This window comes from Chitinophagales bacterium (genome assembly GCA_020635995.1).
Lineage (GTDB): Bacteria > Bacteroidota > Bacteroidia > Chitinophagales > UBA8649 > JAFMKE01.
This window is the reverse complement of record JACJYS010000001.1, coordinates 56312-76137: the sequence shown is the minus strand read 5'-3', so window position 1 is coordinate 76137 and position 19826 is coordinate 56312. Positions and strand designations below refer to the sequence as shown.

General features: G+C 32.7%; 22 protein-coding genes and 1 tRNA gene. 10 read left to right on the top strand and 13 right to left on the bottom strand.

Annotated elements, in window-relative coordinates:
• Position 1 precedes the first annotated feature (1 nt).
• Positions 2-556, bottom strand: coding sequence for a CPBP family intramembrane metalloprotease (locus tag H6578_00410; protein ID MCB9225615.1), 555 nt, complete (start codon positions 554-556; stop codon positions 2-4).
• A gap of 248 nt (positions 557-804) precedes the next feature.
• On the opposite strand from H6578_00410, the gene H6578_00405 reads away from it, so the two are divergent.
• Positions 805-1809 (top strand): radical SAM protein, encoded by a 1005-nt coding sequence (locus H6578_00405; GenBank protein MCB9225614.1) that lies wholly within the window; start codon positions 805-807, stop codon positions 1807-1809.
• A 38-nt stretch (positions 1810-1847) separates the two neighbouring features.
• On the opposite strand, the gene H6578_00400 is transcribed toward H6578_00405, so the two are convergent.
• The 6 genes from H6578_00400 to trkA all read right to left on the bottom strand — a co-directional run bounded on the left by H6578_00400 (position 1848) and on the right by trkA (position 7841).
• A complete protein-coding gene (locus H6578_00400; GenBank protein ID MCB9225613.1) occupies positions 1848-3416 on the bottom strand; it encodes a YdiU family protein in 1569 nt (522 codons plus the stop codon).
• Between the two features lie 45 nt (positions 3417-3461).
• Positions 3462-3986, bottom strand: coding sequence for a peptide-methionine (S)-S-oxide reductase MsrA (gene msrA, locus H6578_00395; protein MCB9225612.1), 525 nt, complete (start codon positions 3984-3986; stop codon positions 3462-3464).
• 2 nt (positions 3987-3988) lie between these two features.
• Positions 3989-4438, bottom strand: coding sequence for a peptide-methionine (R)-S-oxide reductase MsrB (gene msrB, locus H6578_00390; protein ID MCB9225611.1), 450 nt, complete (start codon positions 4436-4438; stop codon positions 3989-3991).
• Between the two features lie 4 nt (positions 4439-4442).
• Entirely contained in the window at positions 4443-4868 is a 426-nt protein-coding gene (locus H6578_00385) for a hypothetical protein (GenBank protein MCB9225610.1), read from the bottom strand.
• Between the two features lie 159 nt (positions 4869-5027).
• A complete protein-coding gene (locus H6578_00380; protein ID MCB9225609.1) occupies positions 5028-6497 on the bottom strand; it encodes a TrkH family potassium uptake protein in 1470 nt (489 codons plus the stop codon).
• A 3-nt stretch (positions 6498-6500) separates the two neighbouring features.
• Positions 6501-7841: a Trk system potassium transporter TrkA gene (trkA, locus tag H6578_00375; GenBank protein ID MCB9225608.1), complete on the bottom strand. Its 1341-nt coding sequence runs from the start codon at positions 7839-7841 to the stop codon at positions 6501-6503.
• Between the two features lie 112 nt (positions 7842-7953).
• Here trkA and H6578_00370 point away from each other — a divergent pair.
• The 3 genes from H6578_00370 (at position 7954) to H6578_00360 (ending at position 9670) form a co-directional block, all read left to right on the top strand.
• Positions 7954-8029, top strand: a tRNA-Phe gene (locus H6578_00370).
• Between the two features lie 101 nt (positions 8030-8130).
• Positions 8131-8766: an HAD family phosphatase gene (locus H6578_00365; protein ID MCB9225607.1), complete on the top strand. Its 636-nt coding sequence runs from the start codon at positions 8131-8133 to the stop codon at positions 8764-8766.
• Positions 8732-9670, top strand: coding sequence for a hypothetical protein (locus H6578_00360; protein ID MCB9225606.1), 939 nt, complete (start codon positions 8732-8734; stop codon positions 9668-9670). The genes H6578_00365 and H6578_00360 overlap by 35 nt, the downstream gene beginning before the upstream one ends.
• A 294-nt stretch (positions 9671-9964) precedes the next feature.
• On the opposite strand, the gene H6578_00355 is transcribed toward H6578_00360, so the two are convergent.
• Positions 9965-10576, bottom strand: a complete 612-nt coding sequence (locus H6578_00355; protein MCB9225605.1) for a superoxide dismutase — start codon at positions 10574-10576, stop codon at positions 9965-9967.
• A gap of 140 nt (positions 10577-10716) precedes the next feature.
• Between H6578_00355 and H6578_00350 the strand changes: the two genes are divergently transcribed.
• From H6578_00350 to H6578_00340, 3 genes are read left to right on the top strand one after another with little or no spacing between them, the layout of a single operon-like run.
• Positions 10717-12135 (top strand): beta-glucosidase, encoded by a 1419-nt coding sequence (locus H6578_00350; GenBank protein ID MCB9225604.1) that lies wholly within the window; start codon positions 10717-10719, stop codon positions 12133-12135.
• Between the two features lie 27 nt (positions 12136-12162).
• The gene (locus H6578_00345; protein ID MCB9225603.1) at positions 12163-12558 is read left to right on the top strand and encodes a signal peptidase I; all 396 of its coding nucleotides are present in this window, start codon (positions 12163-12165) and stop codon (positions 12556-12558) included.
• Positions 12559-12610: 52 nt separating this feature from the next.
• Positions 12611-13009, top strand: coding sequence for a DUF805 domain-containing protein (locus H6578_00340; protein ID MCB9225602.1), 399 nt, complete (start codon positions 12611-12613; stop codon positions 13007-13009).
• A 2-nt stretch (positions 13010-13011) separates the two neighbouring features.
• Here the strand turns inward: H6578_00340 and H6578_00335 are convergent, their stop codons facing one another.
• The 3 genes from H6578_00335 to H6578_00325 all read right to left on the bottom strand — a co-directional run bounded on the left by H6578_00335 (position 13012) and on the right by H6578_00325 (position 15289).
• Positions 13012-14190: a helix-turn-helix transcriptional regulator gene (locus H6578_00335; protein ID MCB9225601.1), complete on the bottom strand. Its 1179-nt coding sequence runs from the start codon at positions 14188-14190 to the stop codon at positions 13012-13014.
• Position 14191: 1 nt separating this feature from the next.
• Complete coding sequence (locus H6578_00330) at positions 14192-14620, bottom strand: DUF2147 domain-containing protein (protein MCB9225600.1); 429 nt, start codon at positions 14618-14620, stop codon at positions 14192-14194.
• Between the two features lie 183 nt (positions 14621-14803).
• Complete coding sequence (locus H6578_00325) at positions 14804-15289, bottom strand: asparaginase (GenBank protein ID MCB9225599.1); 486 nt, start codon at positions 15287-15289, stop codon at positions 14804-14806.
• 154 nt (positions 15290-15443) lie between these two features.
• Here H6578_00325 and H6578_00320 point away from each other — a divergent pair, with 154 nt between their 5' ends.
• A complete protein-coding gene (locus H6578_00320; protein MCB9225598.1) occupies positions 15444-15959 on the top strand; it encodes a hypothetical protein in 516 nt (171 codons plus the stop codon).
• A gap of 77 nt (positions 15960-16036) precedes the next feature.
• Positions 16037-16234 (top strand): CDGSH iron-sulfur domain-containing protein, encoded by a 198-nt coding sequence (locus H6578_00315; GenBank protein ID MCB9225597.1) that lies wholly within the window; start codon positions 16037-16039, stop codon positions 16232-16234.
• A gap of 274 nt (positions 16235-16508) precedes the next feature.
• Here the strand turns inward: H6578_00315 and H6578_00310 are convergent, their stop codons facing one another.
• Together H6578_00310 and rlmN are read right to left on the bottom strand one after the other, a co-directional pair.
• Positions 16509-18140, bottom strand: coding sequence for an AarF/ABC1/UbiB kinase family protein (locus H6578_00310; GenBank protein ID MCB9225596.1), 1632 nt, complete (start codon positions 18138-18140; stop codon positions 16509-16511).
• A gap of 192 nt (positions 18141-18332) precedes the next feature.
• Positions 18333-19463, bottom strand: a complete 1131-nt coding sequence (rlmN, locus tag H6578_00305; GenBank protein ID MCB9225595.1) for a 23S rRNA (adenine(2503)-C(2))-methyltransferase RlmN — start codon at positions 19461-19463, stop codon at positions 18333-18335.
• On the opposite strand from rlmN, the gene H6578_00300 reads away from it, so the two are divergent.
• On the top strand, positions 19432-19818 hold the full coding sequence (locus tag H6578_00300) for a hypothetical protein (GenBank protein MCB9225594.1): 387 nt from the start codon (positions 19432-19434) through the stop codon (positions 19816-19818). The genes rlmN and H6578_00300 overlap by 32 nt on opposite strands.
• Positions 19819-19826 lie beyond the last annotated feature (8 nt).

Sequence of the window (19826 nt, the reverse complement as noted above, 5' to 3'; positions counted from 1 at the left end):
TTTATTTGTCATCTGCTAATTTCATATAGCCAAACATAATTACGTCATAAATAAAATGAGCAGCAATAGCAGCATAGATACCTAAAAATTTATGTAAATAACCAAAAGCTCCAGATACAAAAATTAGAAAAATGCCATAAACAAACATGGGTTTATCTTTAATGTTTAGATAGCCATGTATGGCAACAAAAACTATAGCCGTAGGCCAAAGGTGTATAAAACTTTGTATAGCACCTCTAAACAATATTTCTTCGCCCACACCGGCACAAAAAGAATAAAATAATACATGATACCACTGTGGATCCAGATTTTTCATAACCCCATCAAGCATATTGTTTAATTTGCTATCGGGCAAAATATGAATAAGCAATAAACCCAGCAAAGCACCAGCCAGGCCTATTCCTAATCCAATACTAACGGCTTTAAAGTTTAGATGAGATAAAGCTACTACCTCCCAAAAATTGATTTTACTACTAAAATGCAATAAAATAAACGCTACCAACGGAAAACCCAATAGCGTAAAAATACTTAAATGAAAAAGTGAGTTTCTATTCAAAACGTGTGCTTGTATAGCAAATATATAGACTTTTTAATAGACTTGTAGAAAACCGACATTAGATAATGTGATAATGAGCTAATTAAATATACGGAAGCTCATTAAAGCTTTTAATTTATAACCTGAGTTCGGTTAATCTTTATGAAACAGAAACAACAATGCTCAATAAAAGATAAATTTATCTTTTATTTTCATTCTAATTGTAATAATATCCATTTAAGTAGTAATTTTGTGTTTGATAACCCGAAATGGAAATCTCAAAACACTATATTAAAAATACGTTATATAATAATTCGTTAGTTTGGAAAACTATTGAGTTTTTTCAAGGAATGTCTTATGTTTTTAACTATTTATGGCATTATCAATTTCATTTAACAGCCAAAAGTTCTATTAAAGAGGTAAATGTTGAGTTTTCAAGTGAGTGTAATTTAAGATGTAAATTTTGCTCTTTAGACCACACAAAACCAAGAACTTTTATTGAAGAGCAAACTTTAGAAAGTTTGTTAATTCAATTATTAACCGATAAAAGATTCCATACCGTAGAACGCCTGCAACTTTATAATGCAGGAGAAACACTATTACATCCCAAGCGTTTTGAATTGTTAGAACTAATAAAGAGCTACAAACAAAAATTTAAGGAAAAAGGTGTGCGTTTTCCTAAGGTTATTTTACTAACAAATGCCACGTTGCTTCGTAAAAAAGTATCGGTACAGCTTGTAGATTTAGACATAGTAGATGAAATGATGGTAAGTTTAGATGGTGGCACGCCTGAAGCTTTTGAAACTATGCGAGATAGAGCAAAATGGCCTGTTTTTTATAGAAACATCATTGATTTTATTGATTATAGAAACGAGAAAAACTCAAAAACCACACTAAAAACGGTAAGCATAATACCTGCCGAAAAGCCTTTTACTTTAGATTGGATGCATCCGGAATTTAGAGAAGTATTGGAAAAAGCCGATAGTTTTGAATTACGAAGATTGCATAACTGGGCAGGAGAAGTAGAAGTAGAATCTACAAATAAACCGCACAAAATAGGTTGTACTTTATTAATGAAACAAATGGTGCTACTACCTAATGGAGATATAACGGTGTGCTGTAGCGATTTAAACTCAAGAGGCGTAATAGGAAATTTAAAAACCAGTACGCTATACCAAATTTATAATACCCCAAAACGCTTAAGTTGGCTTAAACTTATGTTTCAAAATAGAAAATATGAGATAGATTTATGCAAGAACTGCGAAACATTTTAGGGCTTTATACCAGTTTAAACTAACAATAGATATTACTTTTAAGAACTACAACTTAAAGTAGAACAGCCAAATTTATCAAGAGCCCAATTAGGTCTTTTAGCAAACCAATGTTCCTTATCTATTTGTTCTGTATAAGGATTTTTTAATAATTCATGTAGCTCAAAAATTAAACTATAATCCGATTTGTTTTCGGCTTGTTCTATGGCTTGCTGTACCATATAGTTTCTAAGTACATATTTAGGATTTACAACGTTCATTTTTTCCTTTCTTATTGCACTATCCAAACCTTCATTTTCTGTAAAATTTTGGTATTGTTTTAACCAGTTTTGCCATTTTTCTTTATTGCTTTCTATAAGATTTGGCTCATAAGAATAATCGCTTAGTTTTTTATAAAAAGAATCATAATGAGTGAAATCTGCTAAATTTCTATAAAAAATAGTCATATCCATTGCACAAGATTCTAAAAGGTTTAAGAGCTCATCTATAAAAAGTTTATCCTCTATGTTTTTAGTGTATAATCCCAATTTTTCAAACTGCATTTTATAAAAAGCTATACCTACATCTTTTTGGTAGTCGTCTAAAATTTCTTGCAGGGATTGCAATTCATTAATTAATGGGAAAATAGCGTTAGCTAACTGCATTAAATTCCACTGTACCACATTTATTTGGTTGCCGAAACGGTATCTTCTTTCGTGTTTGTCGGTAGTATTTGGTGTCCAAGCTCTGTCAAAATTATCTATCCAGCCATAAGGGCCATAGTCTATGGTTTCGCCTAAAATAGACATATTATCTGTGTTCATTACGGCATGTACAAAACCTACTCGCATCCAGTTAACCACCATTTTTTGAGTATTTTGGCTTACGGCTCTTACAAACTGAATGTAGTGTTCTTTCTCATTTTTTATTTTAAGCAACTCACTATAATGGTGCTTTATAGTGTAATCTAATAATAGTTTTAAAGACTTTAAATCTTGCCTTGCAGCTAATAGTTCAAAATTTCCAAAGCGAATAAAACTTGGCGAGACCCGACAAACTAAAGCTCCTTTTTCGTATGTAGGATTACCATTGTATAATTTATCTCTAAGCACATTTTCTCCCGTTTCTATTAAACATAATGCCCTTGTAGAGGCAATGTCCAAATGATACATAGCTTCGCTAATTAAAAACTCCCTAATAGAAGAACGTAGCACTGCAAAACCATCTCCATTTCTTGAATATGGTGTAGCACCAGCTCCTTTTAGTTGCACTTGCCATGTAGCATTTCTTCCTTTTAGCTCTCCTAAATTAATGGCACGCCCATCGCCCAGCTGACCTGCCCACTGCCCAAACTGATGCCCGGCATAAGCCATAGCATAAGGCTGCATATTTGGCAATAATTTTTTGCCCGAAAAAATATTTAAAAAATTCTTGCTATTGGCATCGTTTATATCTAATTCTTGCAGCATTTCTTTAGACGCAATAATTAGCTTAGGGTTTTCAAAAATATATGGCTTTACAAAAGAAAAAACGGCATTTTTTACTTGTCGGGTATAGTTTTCTGTTTCTATATCGGCAGGAAGTTCATTTGTAAATGAAGAAGTAAAATGTAGATTTTTGCTTAAAGTCATTTCATTTATCAACAGTAAACAAAAATACTAAGTTCTTTTTAATTTTTATTTCAGCCTGTCGGCATACATTTTTTTAAGTTTTGCCACTTTAGGACTAATCACTATTTGGCAAAAGCCTTGTTCGGGGTGTAGGTTGTAATAATTTTGATGATTTTCTTCTGCTTTATAAAATTTTGTTAGCACACTTATTTCAGTTACAATAGGATTATCATAATAATCTGCCACTTCTTTAAGTACCTGTGTTGCCGTTTCTTTTTGCTGTTCATTAGCATAAAATATTACCGAACGATATTGTGTACCCACGTCTGCTCCTTGTCGGTTTAAAGTTGTAGGGTCGTGGGTGGTCATAAATACCATGAGCAAATCTTTATAACTAATAATATTTTGGTCAAAAGTAACTTCTACCACTTCGGCATGTCCTGTTAATCCACTACAAACTTCTTTATAAGTTGGGTGTCCCGGCACAGTGCCTCCCGCATAGCCCGAAACCACATTTTCTACGCCTTTTAATCTTTGAATAACGGCTTCTACACACCAAAAACATCCTCCGCCAAATACTGCTTTTTCCATTTTTAATCTTCTTTTATTAACTGAATAGATGCCGAATTTACGCAATAACGCAAACCACTGGGAGCCGGGCCATCGGGGAAAACGTGTCCTAAATGACTGTCGCAAACATTACATAAAATTTCAACTCTTATCATACCATAAGAAGTGTCTTTATGATATTTTATGGCATTTTCTTTAATAGGCTGTGTAAAACTTGGCCACCCTGTACCGGAATTAAATTTAATAGTAGAGTCAAACATAGGTTCGCCACAGCATACGCACTCATATTTTCCTGCATCATACGCATTGCACAGTGCTCCGGTGTGCGGACTTTCAGTACCTTTTTGTCGGGTTATTTTATATTGCTCTTCTGTTAGTTGAGCTTTCCATTCTTCTGCTGTTTTTTCCACTCTACGGCTTGGCTCAGGATTGCCGTGAGTAGAAAATTTTATTATATCATTCCAGTTTAGCATTGTTTTAAAAACATTTTTTTGTTTCAGCATTAAATTTAATAACAAAATTTTTGTTGTAGCATTCTACACACTCATTTCCACTTATATTACATAAAAAGTTTTCAAACTTCTTGTGTAAATTTCCTTTTCGGTATTTTTCAAAATCTAAATAATATAGGTCTTTAATAGTGTAAAATTGCGATAAATATTCAAGTTGTTTATTAAGAGGTGTTGTGTTATCTGTAAAAACAACAATCAGCTTGTAATTGCTTTTCACTTTTTTATATTCTTCAAAAGTATTTTTAATTAACTGATTGTGCGATTGGCAATTATATTTGTAAAAATTAACTATAAATAAATTCTTGTCTGTTATTTTATTGAATGTTTTTTCATCTAACTTAACAAAGTTATAATCGTTATATAAAAAAGCTTTAACTTCTGATTTATCCATTATTTTTTCGCCAAACTGAATACTACAAGATTGAAAAAATAGGTGCAACAAAAGTATTATAATAAGTTTGGATTTCATATCTCTAAAACAATAGAGCATAAATGTATTTTATTTCCTCAACACAATAAACTAAACTCCTGTTAAAGAAATAAAAATTACTTAATGCCTACTCCAAAAGAAAGGCGTAAATATCATTATTACGGTAAAAATTTCTAAACGCCCAATAAGCATTTGTACCGATAAAAATATTTTTCCAAAAGGTGTAATGTCGGCAAAATTGCATACAGGACACACGTCTCCAATGGCGGGACCCACATTGCCTAAGCTGGTGGCTGAAGCTCCCATAGCTGTTTCAAAATCTAAACCTGTTACTGCCATAACTAAACTACCTACGGCAAAAATGGTTAAATAAATAATTACAAAAGCCATTACATTAAAAGTAATTCTTCCGTGTACTGAGCTACCATTGTATTTTACAGGAATAATACCCGATGGATGAAGCAATCGCTTAAACTCTTTAATGCTATTTTTAAGAATAACTAAATGTCTTACTATTTTTATTCCCCCGGCTGTAGAACCGGCACTGCCACCTATAAAAAGCAATAAAAAGAAAATTATTTTTAGCACTGTGGCTCCTTGTATGTTGGTTAAATCGGCAGAAACAAAGCCTGTGGTAGTTATAAATGCTATTACTTGAAATAAACTGTTTCTAAAAGATTCTTCTAAATTCCAGCCAGTAGAGCCATTGTGCATTATAATAAAAGTGCAAAATAAGGTAACAATTAGTGTAAATAGAAAATAAAATCTAAACTCTTCATTTTTATATATTTTGTCTAATTTGCCTTTTAAACCCCAGTAGGTTAATGCAAAATTTACCCCCGAAGCAAACATAAAAAAGATAATAATATACTGTATTAAAGGACTTTCAAAAGCAGCAATACTGGCATTTTTTGTAGAAAAACCTCCTGTAGAAACTGTAGCCATGCTGTGATTTACGGCATCAAACCAAGTCATACCAGCTATTTTAAGTAAAATGGTTTCTGCTAAAGTTAGTCCTACATAAATAATCCAAAGTCTTTTAGCGGTATCTGTAATTCTAGGGTGTAGTTTATCGGTAGTTACGCCCGGAGCTTCAGCAGAAAACAACTGCATGCCACCTACGCCCAATATAGGCAAAATGGCAACAGTAAGCACAATTATTCCCATACCACCTATCCAGTGTGTTATACTTCTCCATGTTAAAATAGAAGGAGAAACCGCTTCAATATCGTTAAGTACAGAAGCTCCTGTAGTGGTGTAGCCCGACATGGTTTCAAATATAGCACCCGATAAATGGGGAATAGTGCCACTAATAACGTACGGCAAGCAACCACTTAGCGTAAGGAAAACCCACCCTAATGAAACAATTAAAAAACCATCTCTTTTGCCTACGCTTTTATCATAGCCACGAGCATAAAAATGCATTAAAGCACCCACAAAAGCACTAATTATACCAGATATAATTAGAGCCTTCCACCCAAAATCATTATCAAGAAAAATACCCGGTATAATAGCAAACAGCATAAAAATGCCATTAATTATAAGCAGAGAACCCCAAAAACTAACAATAACTTTCCAGTTTAGTTTCATAGTTTATTTAAAGAAATCCTCCACTTTAGCTATACAATCATTCATGGCAAAAACTACAACATGGTCGCCTTCTTCTATCTGAAAATCGCCAAAAGTAATCATGCCTATACCGTTTCTTATTACACCACCTATAATAGCTCCTTTAGGAAAATGAAGATCTCGTATAGGTTTTTTTGCCACTTTAGATGAGCTTGAAACTCTAAATTCTAATACTTCAGCATCTACACCGTGTATATTAGTTAATGAAATAACCTCTCCTTTTCTTATATGTCGGAAAATATTGCTGGCGGCAATAAACTTTTTATTAATCATAGTGTCTATACCTACCATTTGCGAAAGATGGATATAATCAACATTTTCTACTAAAGCAATGGTGCGGGCTACGCCTTCGGCTTTAGCCACTAAACACGCCATAATATTAGTAGAAGAACTACCTGTTACGGCTATAAAAATACCCATATCGTTTATGTGTTCTTCTCTAAGTAGCTCCACATCTCTCCCATCTCCATTTATAACTAAAGCACTTGATAATTGGTCGGTTATATCAAAGCATTTTTTTTGATTTTGCTCTACTATTTTAACATTATAATTTCTACTTAAAGCATTAGCTGTTTTTACGCCTATTCTGCTTCCTCCCAGTATCATTATATTGTTGTTGTTTAAAAGTGGGCGACCACTTAGTTTGCCTATATCTTTAACGCTTTCGGGTTTAGAAACAAAGTAAACATAATCGTCTTCTTCAAAGTATGTGTTTTTTCGGGGTAAAATAGTGTTTCTTTTTCGCTTAATAGCTACAGGGATAAAATCGTTTCGCGGGTTTAAGTGGGCGGTTTCTTCTACTTGTTTGCCTACCAGTGGCGATAATTTTTCAAGGTGTACACCTACTAAATGGATTTGACCTTCGTCAAATTCAAAATTTTCAGTAAAAGAGCTGTTTTTTACTAAGCGTTCTATTTCTTTAGAAGCTAATTTTTCCGGAGAAATCATAAAATCTATACCTAAGTCATTTAGGCTAAATCCTGAATCTGTTTTTGCATATTCGGGGTTAGAAATTCTTGAAATAGTTTGCTTAGCACCCATTTTTTTGGCAATTAAACAACTGGTTATATTATGAGCTTCTGTAGAGGTAACGGCAATAAATAAATCGGCTTTATCTGTTTTAGCTTCTCTTAATATTCTGGGGCAGGTGGCATCGCCTTTTATGGTAAAAACGTCTAAGTGGTTTTCTATATAGTGCAACTTGTTTTCATCTAAGTCAATAATTATGGTGTCCTGTTTTTCTTGTGCCAATAATTTGGCAAGATGGGCACCTACATCTCCGGCACCTGCAATAACAATTCTCATTTTTAGATTTTGTAATACAAATATACTATAGATAAGAGTTATAAAAAATCTTTTGGTAATAATTAGGAAAGTAAGATAAAAATCATTTATCTTTGCAGTCCTTTAAAAGGCTGGTGCCTTAGCTCAGTTGGTAGAGCAAAGGACTGAAAATCCTTGTGTCCCTGGTTCGATTCCTGGAGGCACCACCATCATAAAAGCCTAAAACGTTAATAATCAATGTTTTAGGCTTTTAAATACTATAATTTTCCCAACTATATTTTGAAAACTGTAGAATTTTTAATCTAATTAAATGGCAATGCTGAAAAATATAAAAAATATCATTTTTGATTTAGGGGAAGTTATTGTTGATTTAGATTTTAACAGAACAGAACAAGCTTTTACTAATCTTTTTAATGTGCCTGCTCATCAATTATATTCTTATCACAAGCAAAATCATCTGTTTGACGATTTAGAAACAGGAAAAATTTCGCCCAGTGAGTTTAGAAATTCTTTAAAAAAGAATCTACCCAAAAATACCATAACAGATAGAGAAATAGATGATGCGTGGAACGCCATGTTGTTAGATATTTCATCCCAAAAAATTGAGTTAGTAAAAAAATTACGGCAAAACTATCAAACTTTTGTACTTAGCAATACTAATAAAATACATATAGATTATGTTGACCAACAAATGCTGCCCAAGCATAATCTTAAATCTTTAAATGAAATTTTTGATTTTGTTTACTATTCGCACATCATTAAACACAGAAAACCCGATAAAGAAGCCTACACTTTTATATTAGATAAACATAATTTAACACCACAACAAACGCTTTTTATAGATGATAAAGCCGAAAATATAGAATCGGCAAGGAATTTGAATATGCATACTTGGCATTTAACCAATAGAAATGACTTATATAAAATTGATGAAATTTTGGTTTAGTATTCTCCTTGTTTTAATGGGAGTTTTTGGTGTTTCGCAAGTGCCTGTTCTAACACTTCAGCAAGACACTTTTTTATTAATTAACACTACCAATATTACTAATAAAAATGGTGAAATACTAAGTTCTTACCAAGGTAATATTCTGTTTGAAGGAAATTCTACTAATTATAAAAACATTATTTATTCTTTAGCTATAGATAGTTTAAACCAGCAGCAAAAAGGAATAATTTATAATGGAAAAGGCAAAATAAGTCCTTTTAGTATAAAAGAAAATATGGTTTATTATAATTATAATGCTAAAGATTTACCTCTTGCACAATTTGTAAATAATGGAGAAACTTGGGCGGTTTATAGTGCCGTAACGGACAGTTTGCTTTTTTATACTCCCGCCACGCAAATAAACCCCACAGCTTTGTTTGGTGCTTTAAATGCCTATACGGCTAAATATAATTTAATAAATAAACTAAAAACAAATGCCAGTAAAATTAATAATAATCAGAATGAAAAATATGCATATATATATCCATTAAACCAAAATGCACCCACGTGGGTATGGGATGGCACTTACTTGTATCCTTATGGTGCTAATAGGTTTAGTAATCTTGTGTGGAAGTTTGAAGAAGATAAATTAAGTCCTGTTAATTTTCCCCGAACGCAAGAGGAATGGCGGTGGGACGGTAGTAGCTTAAAACCCTATTGGGGAGGAAACCCAACTAACCAATGGACATGGCAAAATGGAGTTTTACGCCAAATTTGGAACAATAACTACAAAAACGAATATATAATAGAAGACAACATTATTCGTAAGCGTTTTGGTTATATAGGCGACCCCGAATGGGAAATAGAGGGTAATGTGCCGTTATCTATTATCACTGCCATAGTTTTAGGAGTGGTTTATCGGTAATATCGTAGCATTTTTTATTTCTACATTTATAACAGAAGTTACAGATTCAAGATCAATATTTATACTATTGTTTAGCAAAATATACAAAATATGATGCGTATAAAAAAGGTCTGTAATTAATAAAAACTACAGACCTTCCCATCATTATGAAAAACTATTATTAGCTTATACCGATTAGGAATATATAATAGTCCAATCTCGGCTTCGCCTTATTGTACTAAATATATTGCTCTATCGGTATCTACCATTGTAAAATTCAAAATAGTTTAGACTATTTTGAATTAACAATTGGTATTATTTATTGGCTTCGTAAAGCTCGCTTACTTTAGCCCAGTTTATTACATTAAAAAATGCACTTACATAATCTGGTCTTCTGTTTTGGTAGTTTAAGTAGTAGGCGTGTTCCCACACATCTAATCCTAAAATAGGAAATCCATCACAGCCAACACCCGGCATTAATGGATTATCTTGATTGGCAGAAGAGCAAACTTCTAATTTTCCACCTTTGTGTACACAAAGCCATGCCCAGCCCGAACCAAATCTTGTGGCTGCTGCTTTAGAAAAAGTTTCTTTAAAAGCCTCAAAAGAACCAAAAGAAGTATTAATGGCATCAGCTAAAGCACCCTTTGGTGTTCCGCCACCATTAGGACTCATAACTTGCCAAAATAAACTGTGGTTGTAAAAGCCTCCGCCATTGTTTCTTACGGCTGTGTTATCTGAGTGTTTTTTAAGCAAATGCTCTATAGTTTGCCCCGACATGTGCTCATCGCCAGCTATGGCATTGTTTAAATTGTTAGTATATCCCGCATGATGTTTGTCATGGTGTATTTCCATGGTTCTGGCATCAATGTGTGGTTCTAATGCGTCAAAAGCATAAGGTAAATCTGGAAGTTTAAAAGACATAATTTTATATTTTGTTTTGTTAATAAAATTGATTTGTATAAAGGTAAACAAGTTTAGGCTAAATTAGTTTCATAAAAAGATACATTACTTAATTACTATAATAATTTTATGATTTTTAACTTTAGCACATGAATAGACGAGAAATGTTAAAATTATCGGCATTAGCCGGCTCGGGCGTATTTTTGCCCTTTAGTTCTTTTGCTCAGCTAAATTCTAATTTATCTTTAAGCAAAAAAGATTTTGGTGCTAATTTTTTATGGGGAACAGCCACAGCTGCCGCTCAAATAGAAGGAGCGTGGAATGTAGATGGCAAAAGTGCCAGCGTATGGGATGTTTTTAGTGCCAAAAGTGGTAAAATAAAAGATGGAGGCGATACCCGAAATGCTTGCAATTTTTACTATAAATACAAAGAAGATATTGCTTTAATGCAAAAAATAGGCTTTGATGTATTTAGATTTTCTACGGCTTGGAGTAGAATTTTGCCATACGGCACTAAATATGTAAACCAAAGGGGAATAGATTTTTATAATAGAATAATAGATGAAACTTTAGAAAAAGGCATGCAACCTTGGCTTACTTTATACCACTGGGATATACCTCAAATATTAGAAGACAAAGGTGGCTGGAAAAATAGAGATGTTATTAGTTGGTTTTCAGAGTATGTAGATGTTTGCTCAAGAGCTTTTGGAGACAGAGTGAAAAATTGGATGGTTTTTAATGAACCATTGGCGTTTACCAGTTTAGGTTATATGCTGGGCACTCATGCTCCGGGAAAATTTGGCATAAAAGGATTTAATAAGGCAGTGCATAACGTTACACTTAGCCAAGCAGAAGGCGGAAGAATATTAAGAAATAATGTAAAAGATGCCAATATTGGCACTACTTTTTCGTGTAGCTATATACAGCCTAAAAATGATAAACCTAAAAACATACAAGCCACTAAAACTATAGATGCTTTTATAAACCGACTATTTATAGAGCCTACTTTGGGCATGGGATATCCTATAGATGATTTGCCTTTAATAAAAGGAATAGAAAAATATATTATAGCAGGCGATGAGGAAAAAATGAAGTTTGATTTTGATTTTTTTGGTATTCAAAATTATTTTAGAATGGTGGCAAAATATAGTGCTATTATTCCTTTTTTGCACGCTAATTTTATTAATGCCAAAAAACTTGTAGATAATAAAGAAACAGACATTACCGAAATGGGCTGGGAAGTTAGCCCGGAAGGGATATACCATATAACTAAACAAATGGCTAACTATGGCAAACCTATTTACATAACAGAAAATGGTGCAGCTTTTAAAGACCAACTTAATGCCGATGGAAGTGTTAATGATTATTTAAGGGTAAATTTTTATAAAGAATACCTTAAAAATGTACTAAAAGCTAAACAAGAAGGAGCGGATGTAAGAGGTTATTTTTTGTGGACTTTTATGGATAATTTTGAGTGGGCAGAAGGCTACGAACCCCGTTTTGGTATAGTATATAACAACTATACTACCCAAACACGCTACTTAAAAGATAGTGGGAAATGGTGGCAAGAGTTTTTGAAATAATGTACATTTGCGTTATAAAATTAATCAATGGACAATAATACAGGAGTAGTTATGGTGTTTCTAATATTTTTAATTGTTTTTCTACCAATAGTTGTTTTACTAATTGCTTCTATGTGGAAAGTGTTTAAAAAAGCAGGATACGAAGGATGGGAATGTATAATACCTTTTTATAACTATTATGTAATGGCAAAAATAGCAGGAAAACCTGGGTGGTGGGTATTGTTGTTATTAATACCCTACATAAGTATAATATTTCACATAATAATTAGTATAGAATTAGCTAAAAAATTTGGCAAAAGTGCTTTATTTGGGGTAGGGTTAATTATGCTAAGTTTTATATTTTGGCCTATACTTGGTTTTGGTGATGCTCAATATTTGGAAAAGAGGGAATTAAGCATTGAAGATAATTTGGTGGAAGAATAAAGTTTATTTTTTTATCTTTAGCAAATTAATTCACTTTAAAACTTTAATAATTATGGAATGGTTTTTAAAAGTAGTTAGAGATAACTACGCAAATTTTAACGGAAGAGCAAGGCGTAAAGAGTATTGGATGTTTGCACTTTTTAATATGATTTTTGCTGTTGTGGCAATGGTGCTTGACAATGTATTAGGAATAGCTATAGATAGTATAGGATATGGTCCCATATATGGATTATATACTTTAGCTGTTTTGATGCCGGGCTTAGCTGTGGCAGTTAGAAGGCTACACGATGTAGGCAAAAGCGGGTGGTGGCTATTAATAGCTTTTATACCATTAATTGGAGGTCTATACTTAATATATTTAATGGTTAAAGATAGCGATGCTGGTTCTAATGAATATGGTTCAAATCCTAAAACGGGAGAACTTTCTATAGAAGATAACTTAGTAGAGTAATGTTACTCTAAATTTTTCAACTGTTCACTACGCCATTTTGATGGCGTAGTGTCGGTTTGTTGTTTAAAAATACTGTTAAAAGTACTTTTTGAATTAAACCCACTGTCAAAAGCAATAGCCACTATAGTTAAGTGCTCAAACTTAGGGTCTAAAAGCCTGCGCTGCACTTCTTTTATTCTATATTCATTTATAAAAGTAAAAAAGTTTTTTCCTATATCATTATTCAGTATCTCGGTTAAATGATGCCTTGAAATATTCAGTTGTTTTGATAAATCTTGCACTGTCAATTCTGAGTTTAAATAAGGTTTTTCGCTTTCCGTAAAAGCAAAAATGTGCTTTATGTATCTCTCTTTTTGCTCGTCTGTTAATGTTGAGTTTTTATATTTTTCAGTACTATCATCATCGTCTTCGCCCTGTTTTTGCTTTGGCGTGTTGTTTTCTTCATCATCGTCTTTTTCAGTTTTTTCTGGTATATACCTAAATAAATAAGGCTGTTTTAAACCAAAATAACTAACCGTAAAAGCTAAAATAGTAAGAAAAATATCGGCAGTATATCCAATGTCAAAATACTGAACACCTTTAATGGCATTATAACCGCCTAATGCAAAATAAGTGCTGTATGTAAGCAGAAAAATTGCCGTTAAGGCATATAGCCAGTTTAGTTCGTTATTTTCAGAAAAATAAGAGAATCTATCTTTAAGTAAGTTTCTGTTTTTAGCCAATAATTTTAAAGTCATATACGCATAAGAAATTATAGACGATACAAAGGCAAAGGCATACAGAAGCCTAAAAGGAATATACCCATCTTTTTTAAGAATTAAAGGACCGTTAAAAGTTAGTTTTTCTTTAAAAAAGGCAAAATATAGAATAGTTAGTAGTATAAAAGGGATAAAATGAATAAAATCTTTTGACCTAAAAAAATGCCGTTTAAACAATAAATATTTAGTGTATAAATATAAAAAAGGACCAAAAGTTAAGGGAATTAATCCTATAGAAAATTGGTCGTCAAAAAACTCGCTATGCTCTGCACTAATAAGTAAAATACTAAATTTTAATGCTATGGTAAGCAACCACGTCATTAATATATAGTCAGAAGCGTGCTTGTCTTTTTTTGTAAGCACTACAAATGCCACAAACAAACTTTGGCTTATACCAATATAATATAGTATCTCCGTACTCATTTTAATGTTGCTTATACCATTTTTGTGTTTTGGCTAAAAAGAAAAAGAAACCATAGTAGCCTGTTAGCCGTAGTTCATCTCCTTCTATTCTTATTTTTCCTGTATAGGTATTGCCGTTTTTATAATTGTATATTTCGCCATATTTCCACATGTCTTTATCTGCTTGATATTCAAAACCTGTCCAAACGGTAGCATTTAAAACGCGTCTTTTTTTTAGGTTTTCATCATCATTTTCAGTATCTAAAAGAATGTCGGCATTTTCATCATTAAAATAAATTAATTTGGCATTATAATGATCTCCTTCTTTATAAAACTGCACCACTTGTGTAGAATCTTCATTTGCCCATTTGCCAAATATTCTGTTTTGCTGGCTTTTAGCAGAGGTAAAAGCCATTAGGACAATTGATATGGTTATTATTTTAATTTTCATGTTTTCTTATTGAAATAAAAAAGTCGCTCTACAAAATTTTAGCTTTACAGAGCGACTTAAAAAAAACACCTTAAATCTTTAATGATGCTAAGTAATTTATTTTATCTCGCTTTGTAAAGTTTTTGCCTTATTTATAAGTCCGATTTTTGATAATACGAACTTTGTTTTATTTAAACCTTAGGATTAAATAGCTTCAAAAAAACCGGTTTTCTTGTTTTTTCTTACTTTATCCCAAGAGTAATATTTGCCATTCATTACTACATAAACGCCCACAGGAAGAGTTTGAACAAATGCCAAGGCACTTCCCAAATTAAAAAGTGCATCGCTGGCTCCAAAATCATAAGGAATCATTGCTCCTGTTAATACTATGGTTTTTCCAATATTAGCTTCTGCTAAAAATTTAGCGGTGTTGGTAATAGTGTCTGTTCCGTGTGTTATAAGTACATTTTCTTCTTCGCAGTTTTGAGCATTTACTTTAATTATTTCTCTATCTGTATCTGTCATGTCTAAACTATCTACCAGCATTAAAGTACGTATAGTATAAGGAACAGTGCATCTTCCTAATTTCAAAATTTCAGGTATATTGGTTTCAGTAAAATAAAGCTGACCGTCTATCATATTATACTCTTTATCAAAAGTTCCACCTGTAGCTAATATTCTTACCGACATAGTAATTTAAGTTTAGCAACAAATTTAAGGCAATTTTTTAAGGATTGAACAATAAACAAGACATTGATTTTTAGTGTGTGGTTAAATCTGTTTGATTGATTTTGTGTAACTTAAAAATATGTCGCAGTTTTGAACACCAGAAACAAAAAGTAACATGAAAAAATTTTTATTAGTATTATTTGTGGGTTTTACGTTAAACTCTTTTGCTCAAGTAGATGACCGAATTGAAGGATTTAGAAACTTTATTTGGGGTACGCATGTAGATTCTACCTTTGTAAATGGACAAAAAGTAAATTTTGTGCCCGCCACTAAAGTTGATTTATTAAATGGAGGTAAGTTTTATACTTTGCCTAATGACGATTTAACGATAGGAAGTGTTAGACTAACTAATATTTATTACGTTTTTTCTGACGATAACAGTAGATTATACAAAGTACTGCTTGAGGGGAAAAAGAAAGACGTGGAAGAAATGGAATTTATAGTAGATTATAAATATGGCGACCACGTGAATGAAGCGGTAGATGACGACAAAGTTTCAAAACAATGGATAGTGGCAGATGTTACGTTATCGCTTTACAACTATAATTACAACAAGTTTGAGTTTGAATTAGTAAGCGATTGGGAAGCCGCAGAAGCTTATAAAAAAAACACTAACGTAACGGATTTTTAAAGACATTTTTTAGTAGTGATTTTAAAAGCTTGCAATTCTATTGATAGTTTATTGCAAGCTTTTTTGTTTTATACAATATGGAAAATAAGAAAAAAGTAAATGTTTATACCAAACCCAATGGGCCAATAATTATAACAGGCAAATTTGTGTTTGAAAATGAAGATGGTGAAACCAAAGAAATGGAGCGTTTGGTGCTTTGTCGCTGTGGCAATTCGGGCAAAATGCCTTTATGCGATGCCAGCCACAATAGAATAGGTTTTCAGAGTAAAATGTAAGTGTTTTTTGGTGGTGTTGCAATCAAATTTAGAGTAGTAAAAGCTACTTGAATAGCCAGTCTTTAACGGACAGGGTTTGGTGTAAACTACTAACCATTTGGAACAACATTTTCCTTGTGGTCGGTGTTTTTCACCGTACCGCTCTATATAGATTATTAAATTAATTTCTTACATTTGGTTTAAACTTTAAGCAAGTTACGTGCAAAATCAAGTGGCATATTATATAAAAAATAGTGTAAAAAAATACCACCCTTTTTGGGACAATATTTTTAAATTATAACTTACGAGTACGTAGCACCGCAAAGAGTAAAACTGTTCCTAAAAACAAGGAAAAAACAAAGCCTATTACCGAAAAATAAGGTACGCCAAAAGAAGTCATATATTTTTCGGGCATAGGTATAGTGGCTATTATAGACGAACAAAGCATAACCGTAAAAATCATAAAAGCTAAAATAAAGCGGTTAACCACTCTATCCATTTTTCTTAGCAGTGGTTCATAACCTTTGTGGTTAATTTGAACAGAAAGTTTGCCTTGCCGGGTTTTTCTTAAAATAGAACGCACATCTATAGGAATGCTGTTCATTAGTGCCGCCACTTGGTTAAACCTAAAAGAAGCTTCTTCCCATAAATTTTCTATAGAATATTGTTCTTTAAGCAATTTAAAGCCATAAGGTTTTACAAACTCACTAATATTAAAATTAGGGTGTATGTCTTTACCTATTCCTTCCAGCACTGCCAAAGCTCTAAAAATAAGCGTAACACTTCCTGGTACACGCATATTATATTTTCGCATTACTTTTTGAAGGCTTACTATAAGGTCTTCAATTTTGCTTTCGGCTACATCTAATTGAGCATATTCATCTATTATTTCTTGAAAATCGTTTTCAAGTTCTCGCAAATTTTCAATATCGTGTGAGATACATAGCTTACGCATATTTATTGCCATGTCCTTTGCATCTTCTCTGTTCATGGCTATAAACACGTTGGCAAATGCCATTTTATCGCGTTTCATAAGCTTGCCTACCATTCCAAAATCTATTAGGCAAATTCTTCCGTCTTCTTGTATTAGTATGTTACCCGGGTGTGGGTCGGCATGAAAATATCCAAACTCAAAAATTTGAGTAAGGTAAATATCCATACCTCTTTCTGCCACATTTGTTGGGTCTATACCCCACTGCCGTAGCTGTTTTGCGTCTGTTATTTTACACCCCGCAGCATACTCAATAATTAGTAGTTTTTGAGTAGAATACTCTCTGTAAGCTCTGGGTACATAAAAATCTCTTCTATCGGCATAAAATTTTCTGAAATGTTCTATGTTTCGGGCTTCGTTTAAGTAGTCAAGCTCTTTTAGTGTGTTCTTTTTTAGCTCTTCAAAAGCATCTTTTACATTTTCTAAAGTGCTACCCATTTGCTCTATCATACCTTCCATGTATGGCAGTAGCGATTCTATAATTTCTAAGTCTTCTTGTAGTAGTTTCCCAACATTTGGTCTTCTAAGTTTAACTACCACTTCCTCTCCTGTCAATAATTTTGCTCTATAAACTTGTCCTATAGAAGCCGAACCAATAGGTTTTTCGTTAAAATATTCAAAAATTTCATCTATTGGTTTAGAAAGTTCTTTTTCAAGGATAGATTGAGCAACAGAAAAAGGGAAAATTTTAACTTCACTTTGAAGTTTTTCAAATTCTTTAACTAATTCTTCCGGCAAAATATCGGAGCGGTTAGAAGCTATTTGGGCTATTTTAATGGCAGAAGGTCCCATTTCTTCACAAACCATTCTTATGCGTTCCCACCGGCTTATTTCACTTACGTTTTTATCATCTCTTGTCCAGTTAAGTAAAAGCCTGCGGGGCACTAAGTTTTGCAAAAAAGAATTAAAAACCAATTCTTCAAAGCCGTACTTCATCAAAATCTGAATGATTTTGCGTGTTCTTCCAAAATGTCTAAAAGTACCGTTAAACAATGTATTATTGATTTTGTGTAAAAATAATATAAATTAGGAAATTTGTTGTTAGACTTTTGTTTTTTAAACAAAATATAGCACAAAGGAGTATAATTACCTTTTAACCGAACTCAGGTTTTTATTATTTAGCTAAAGTTACTTATTAGCCAACTGCCCACAGGCGGCATCTATATCTTCGCCACGGCTTATGCGTACTTTGGCTGTTACACCGTTGTCTTCTAAGTATTTAACAAAAGCGTTTCTGCGTTCTACTTTGCTTTTGTTTAGGGTTACACCTTCCACTTTGTTGTATTCTATTATGTTTACAAATGCCGGTACTTTTTTGCATAAATTTAAAAGAGCTTGAGCATCTTCTATATAATCATTAAACTCATTGAAAATAATATATTCAAAAGTGATTTTATTGCCTGTTTTTTGGTAAAAATATTGCAATGCTTCTATTACATCTTCTATAGCATTGCTTTTATTTATGCCCATTATTTTATCTCGTTTTTCGTTAGTGGCAGCGTGTAGCGACCAAGCTAACTTAAACTTCTTTTCTTCATCTGCCAGCCGTTTTATGCCTCTGGCTATACCTACGGTAGATAAAGTTATACGCCTTGGCGACATATTTAAACCATAAGGCGATGTAATTTTATGTATGGCACTCATTACATTATCATAATTAAGCAAAGGCTCTCCCATACCCATAAAAACAATGTTGCTTAGTGGTTTGCTGTAATGTTTTTGTGCGGTTTCGTCTATTAGTTTTACTTGGTCAAATATTTCTCCGGCAGTTAGGTTTCTTTCTCTTTTTATCATGCCTGTGGCACAAAAAGCACAGCTTAGTGTACACCCCACCTGCGAAGAAACACAAGCCGTCATTCTTTTTTCGGTAGGGATAAGAACGCCCTCTATTAATCTGTTGTCGTGTAGTGTAAATCCTAATTTTATAGTGCCGTCTTTACTTACTTGCTCTATGGTGGTGGTGGCTGTTTTTATGTCGTAGTTTTCTTCTAATTTTTCTCTTATCTGTAGTGGCAAATTTGTCATTTCATCAAAAGAATGAACATGCTTATTCCACAGCCAATCATAAACTTGTTTGGCTCTAAATTTTGGTTCGTTTAGCTCATTAAATAAAGCTATCATTTCCGTTTCATCTAAATTTCTGATGTCGGTTTTCAATACTATTTTTTTTATTTGAAACAAAGGTACACGTCCTATCGTAATTAAAATTACACACACATCACATCTTATGAGAAATTTAAAATTTATTAGTACAAGCATTATTGTTTTTTTTGGCTTGTTTTCTTTTGCTCAAAATAAACCTAACATAACAGTTAAGCAAGTTGATGACAGTTTTGATATTAGTCTTAAATTAGACAACATTAATGAGATAGAGAAAGTAAAAGTACAAGGATTTTCTTTTACAAAAGGAGCTACTAACAATTTTCAAATGGAATATGATGCCAATAAATTAAAAAAGGTAAAAGGTAAAGAAATTGAGCTTCATAAACTTGGCTCAAATACTGATTATGCTTTATATACAGTTACTACATACAACAGTAATGGCGAAGCTAAGCAACTACCAAGCTTAAAAATTAATATGCCGGCAGGCTATAGTAAGGGAAATAAGCTTTAAGTAGTTAT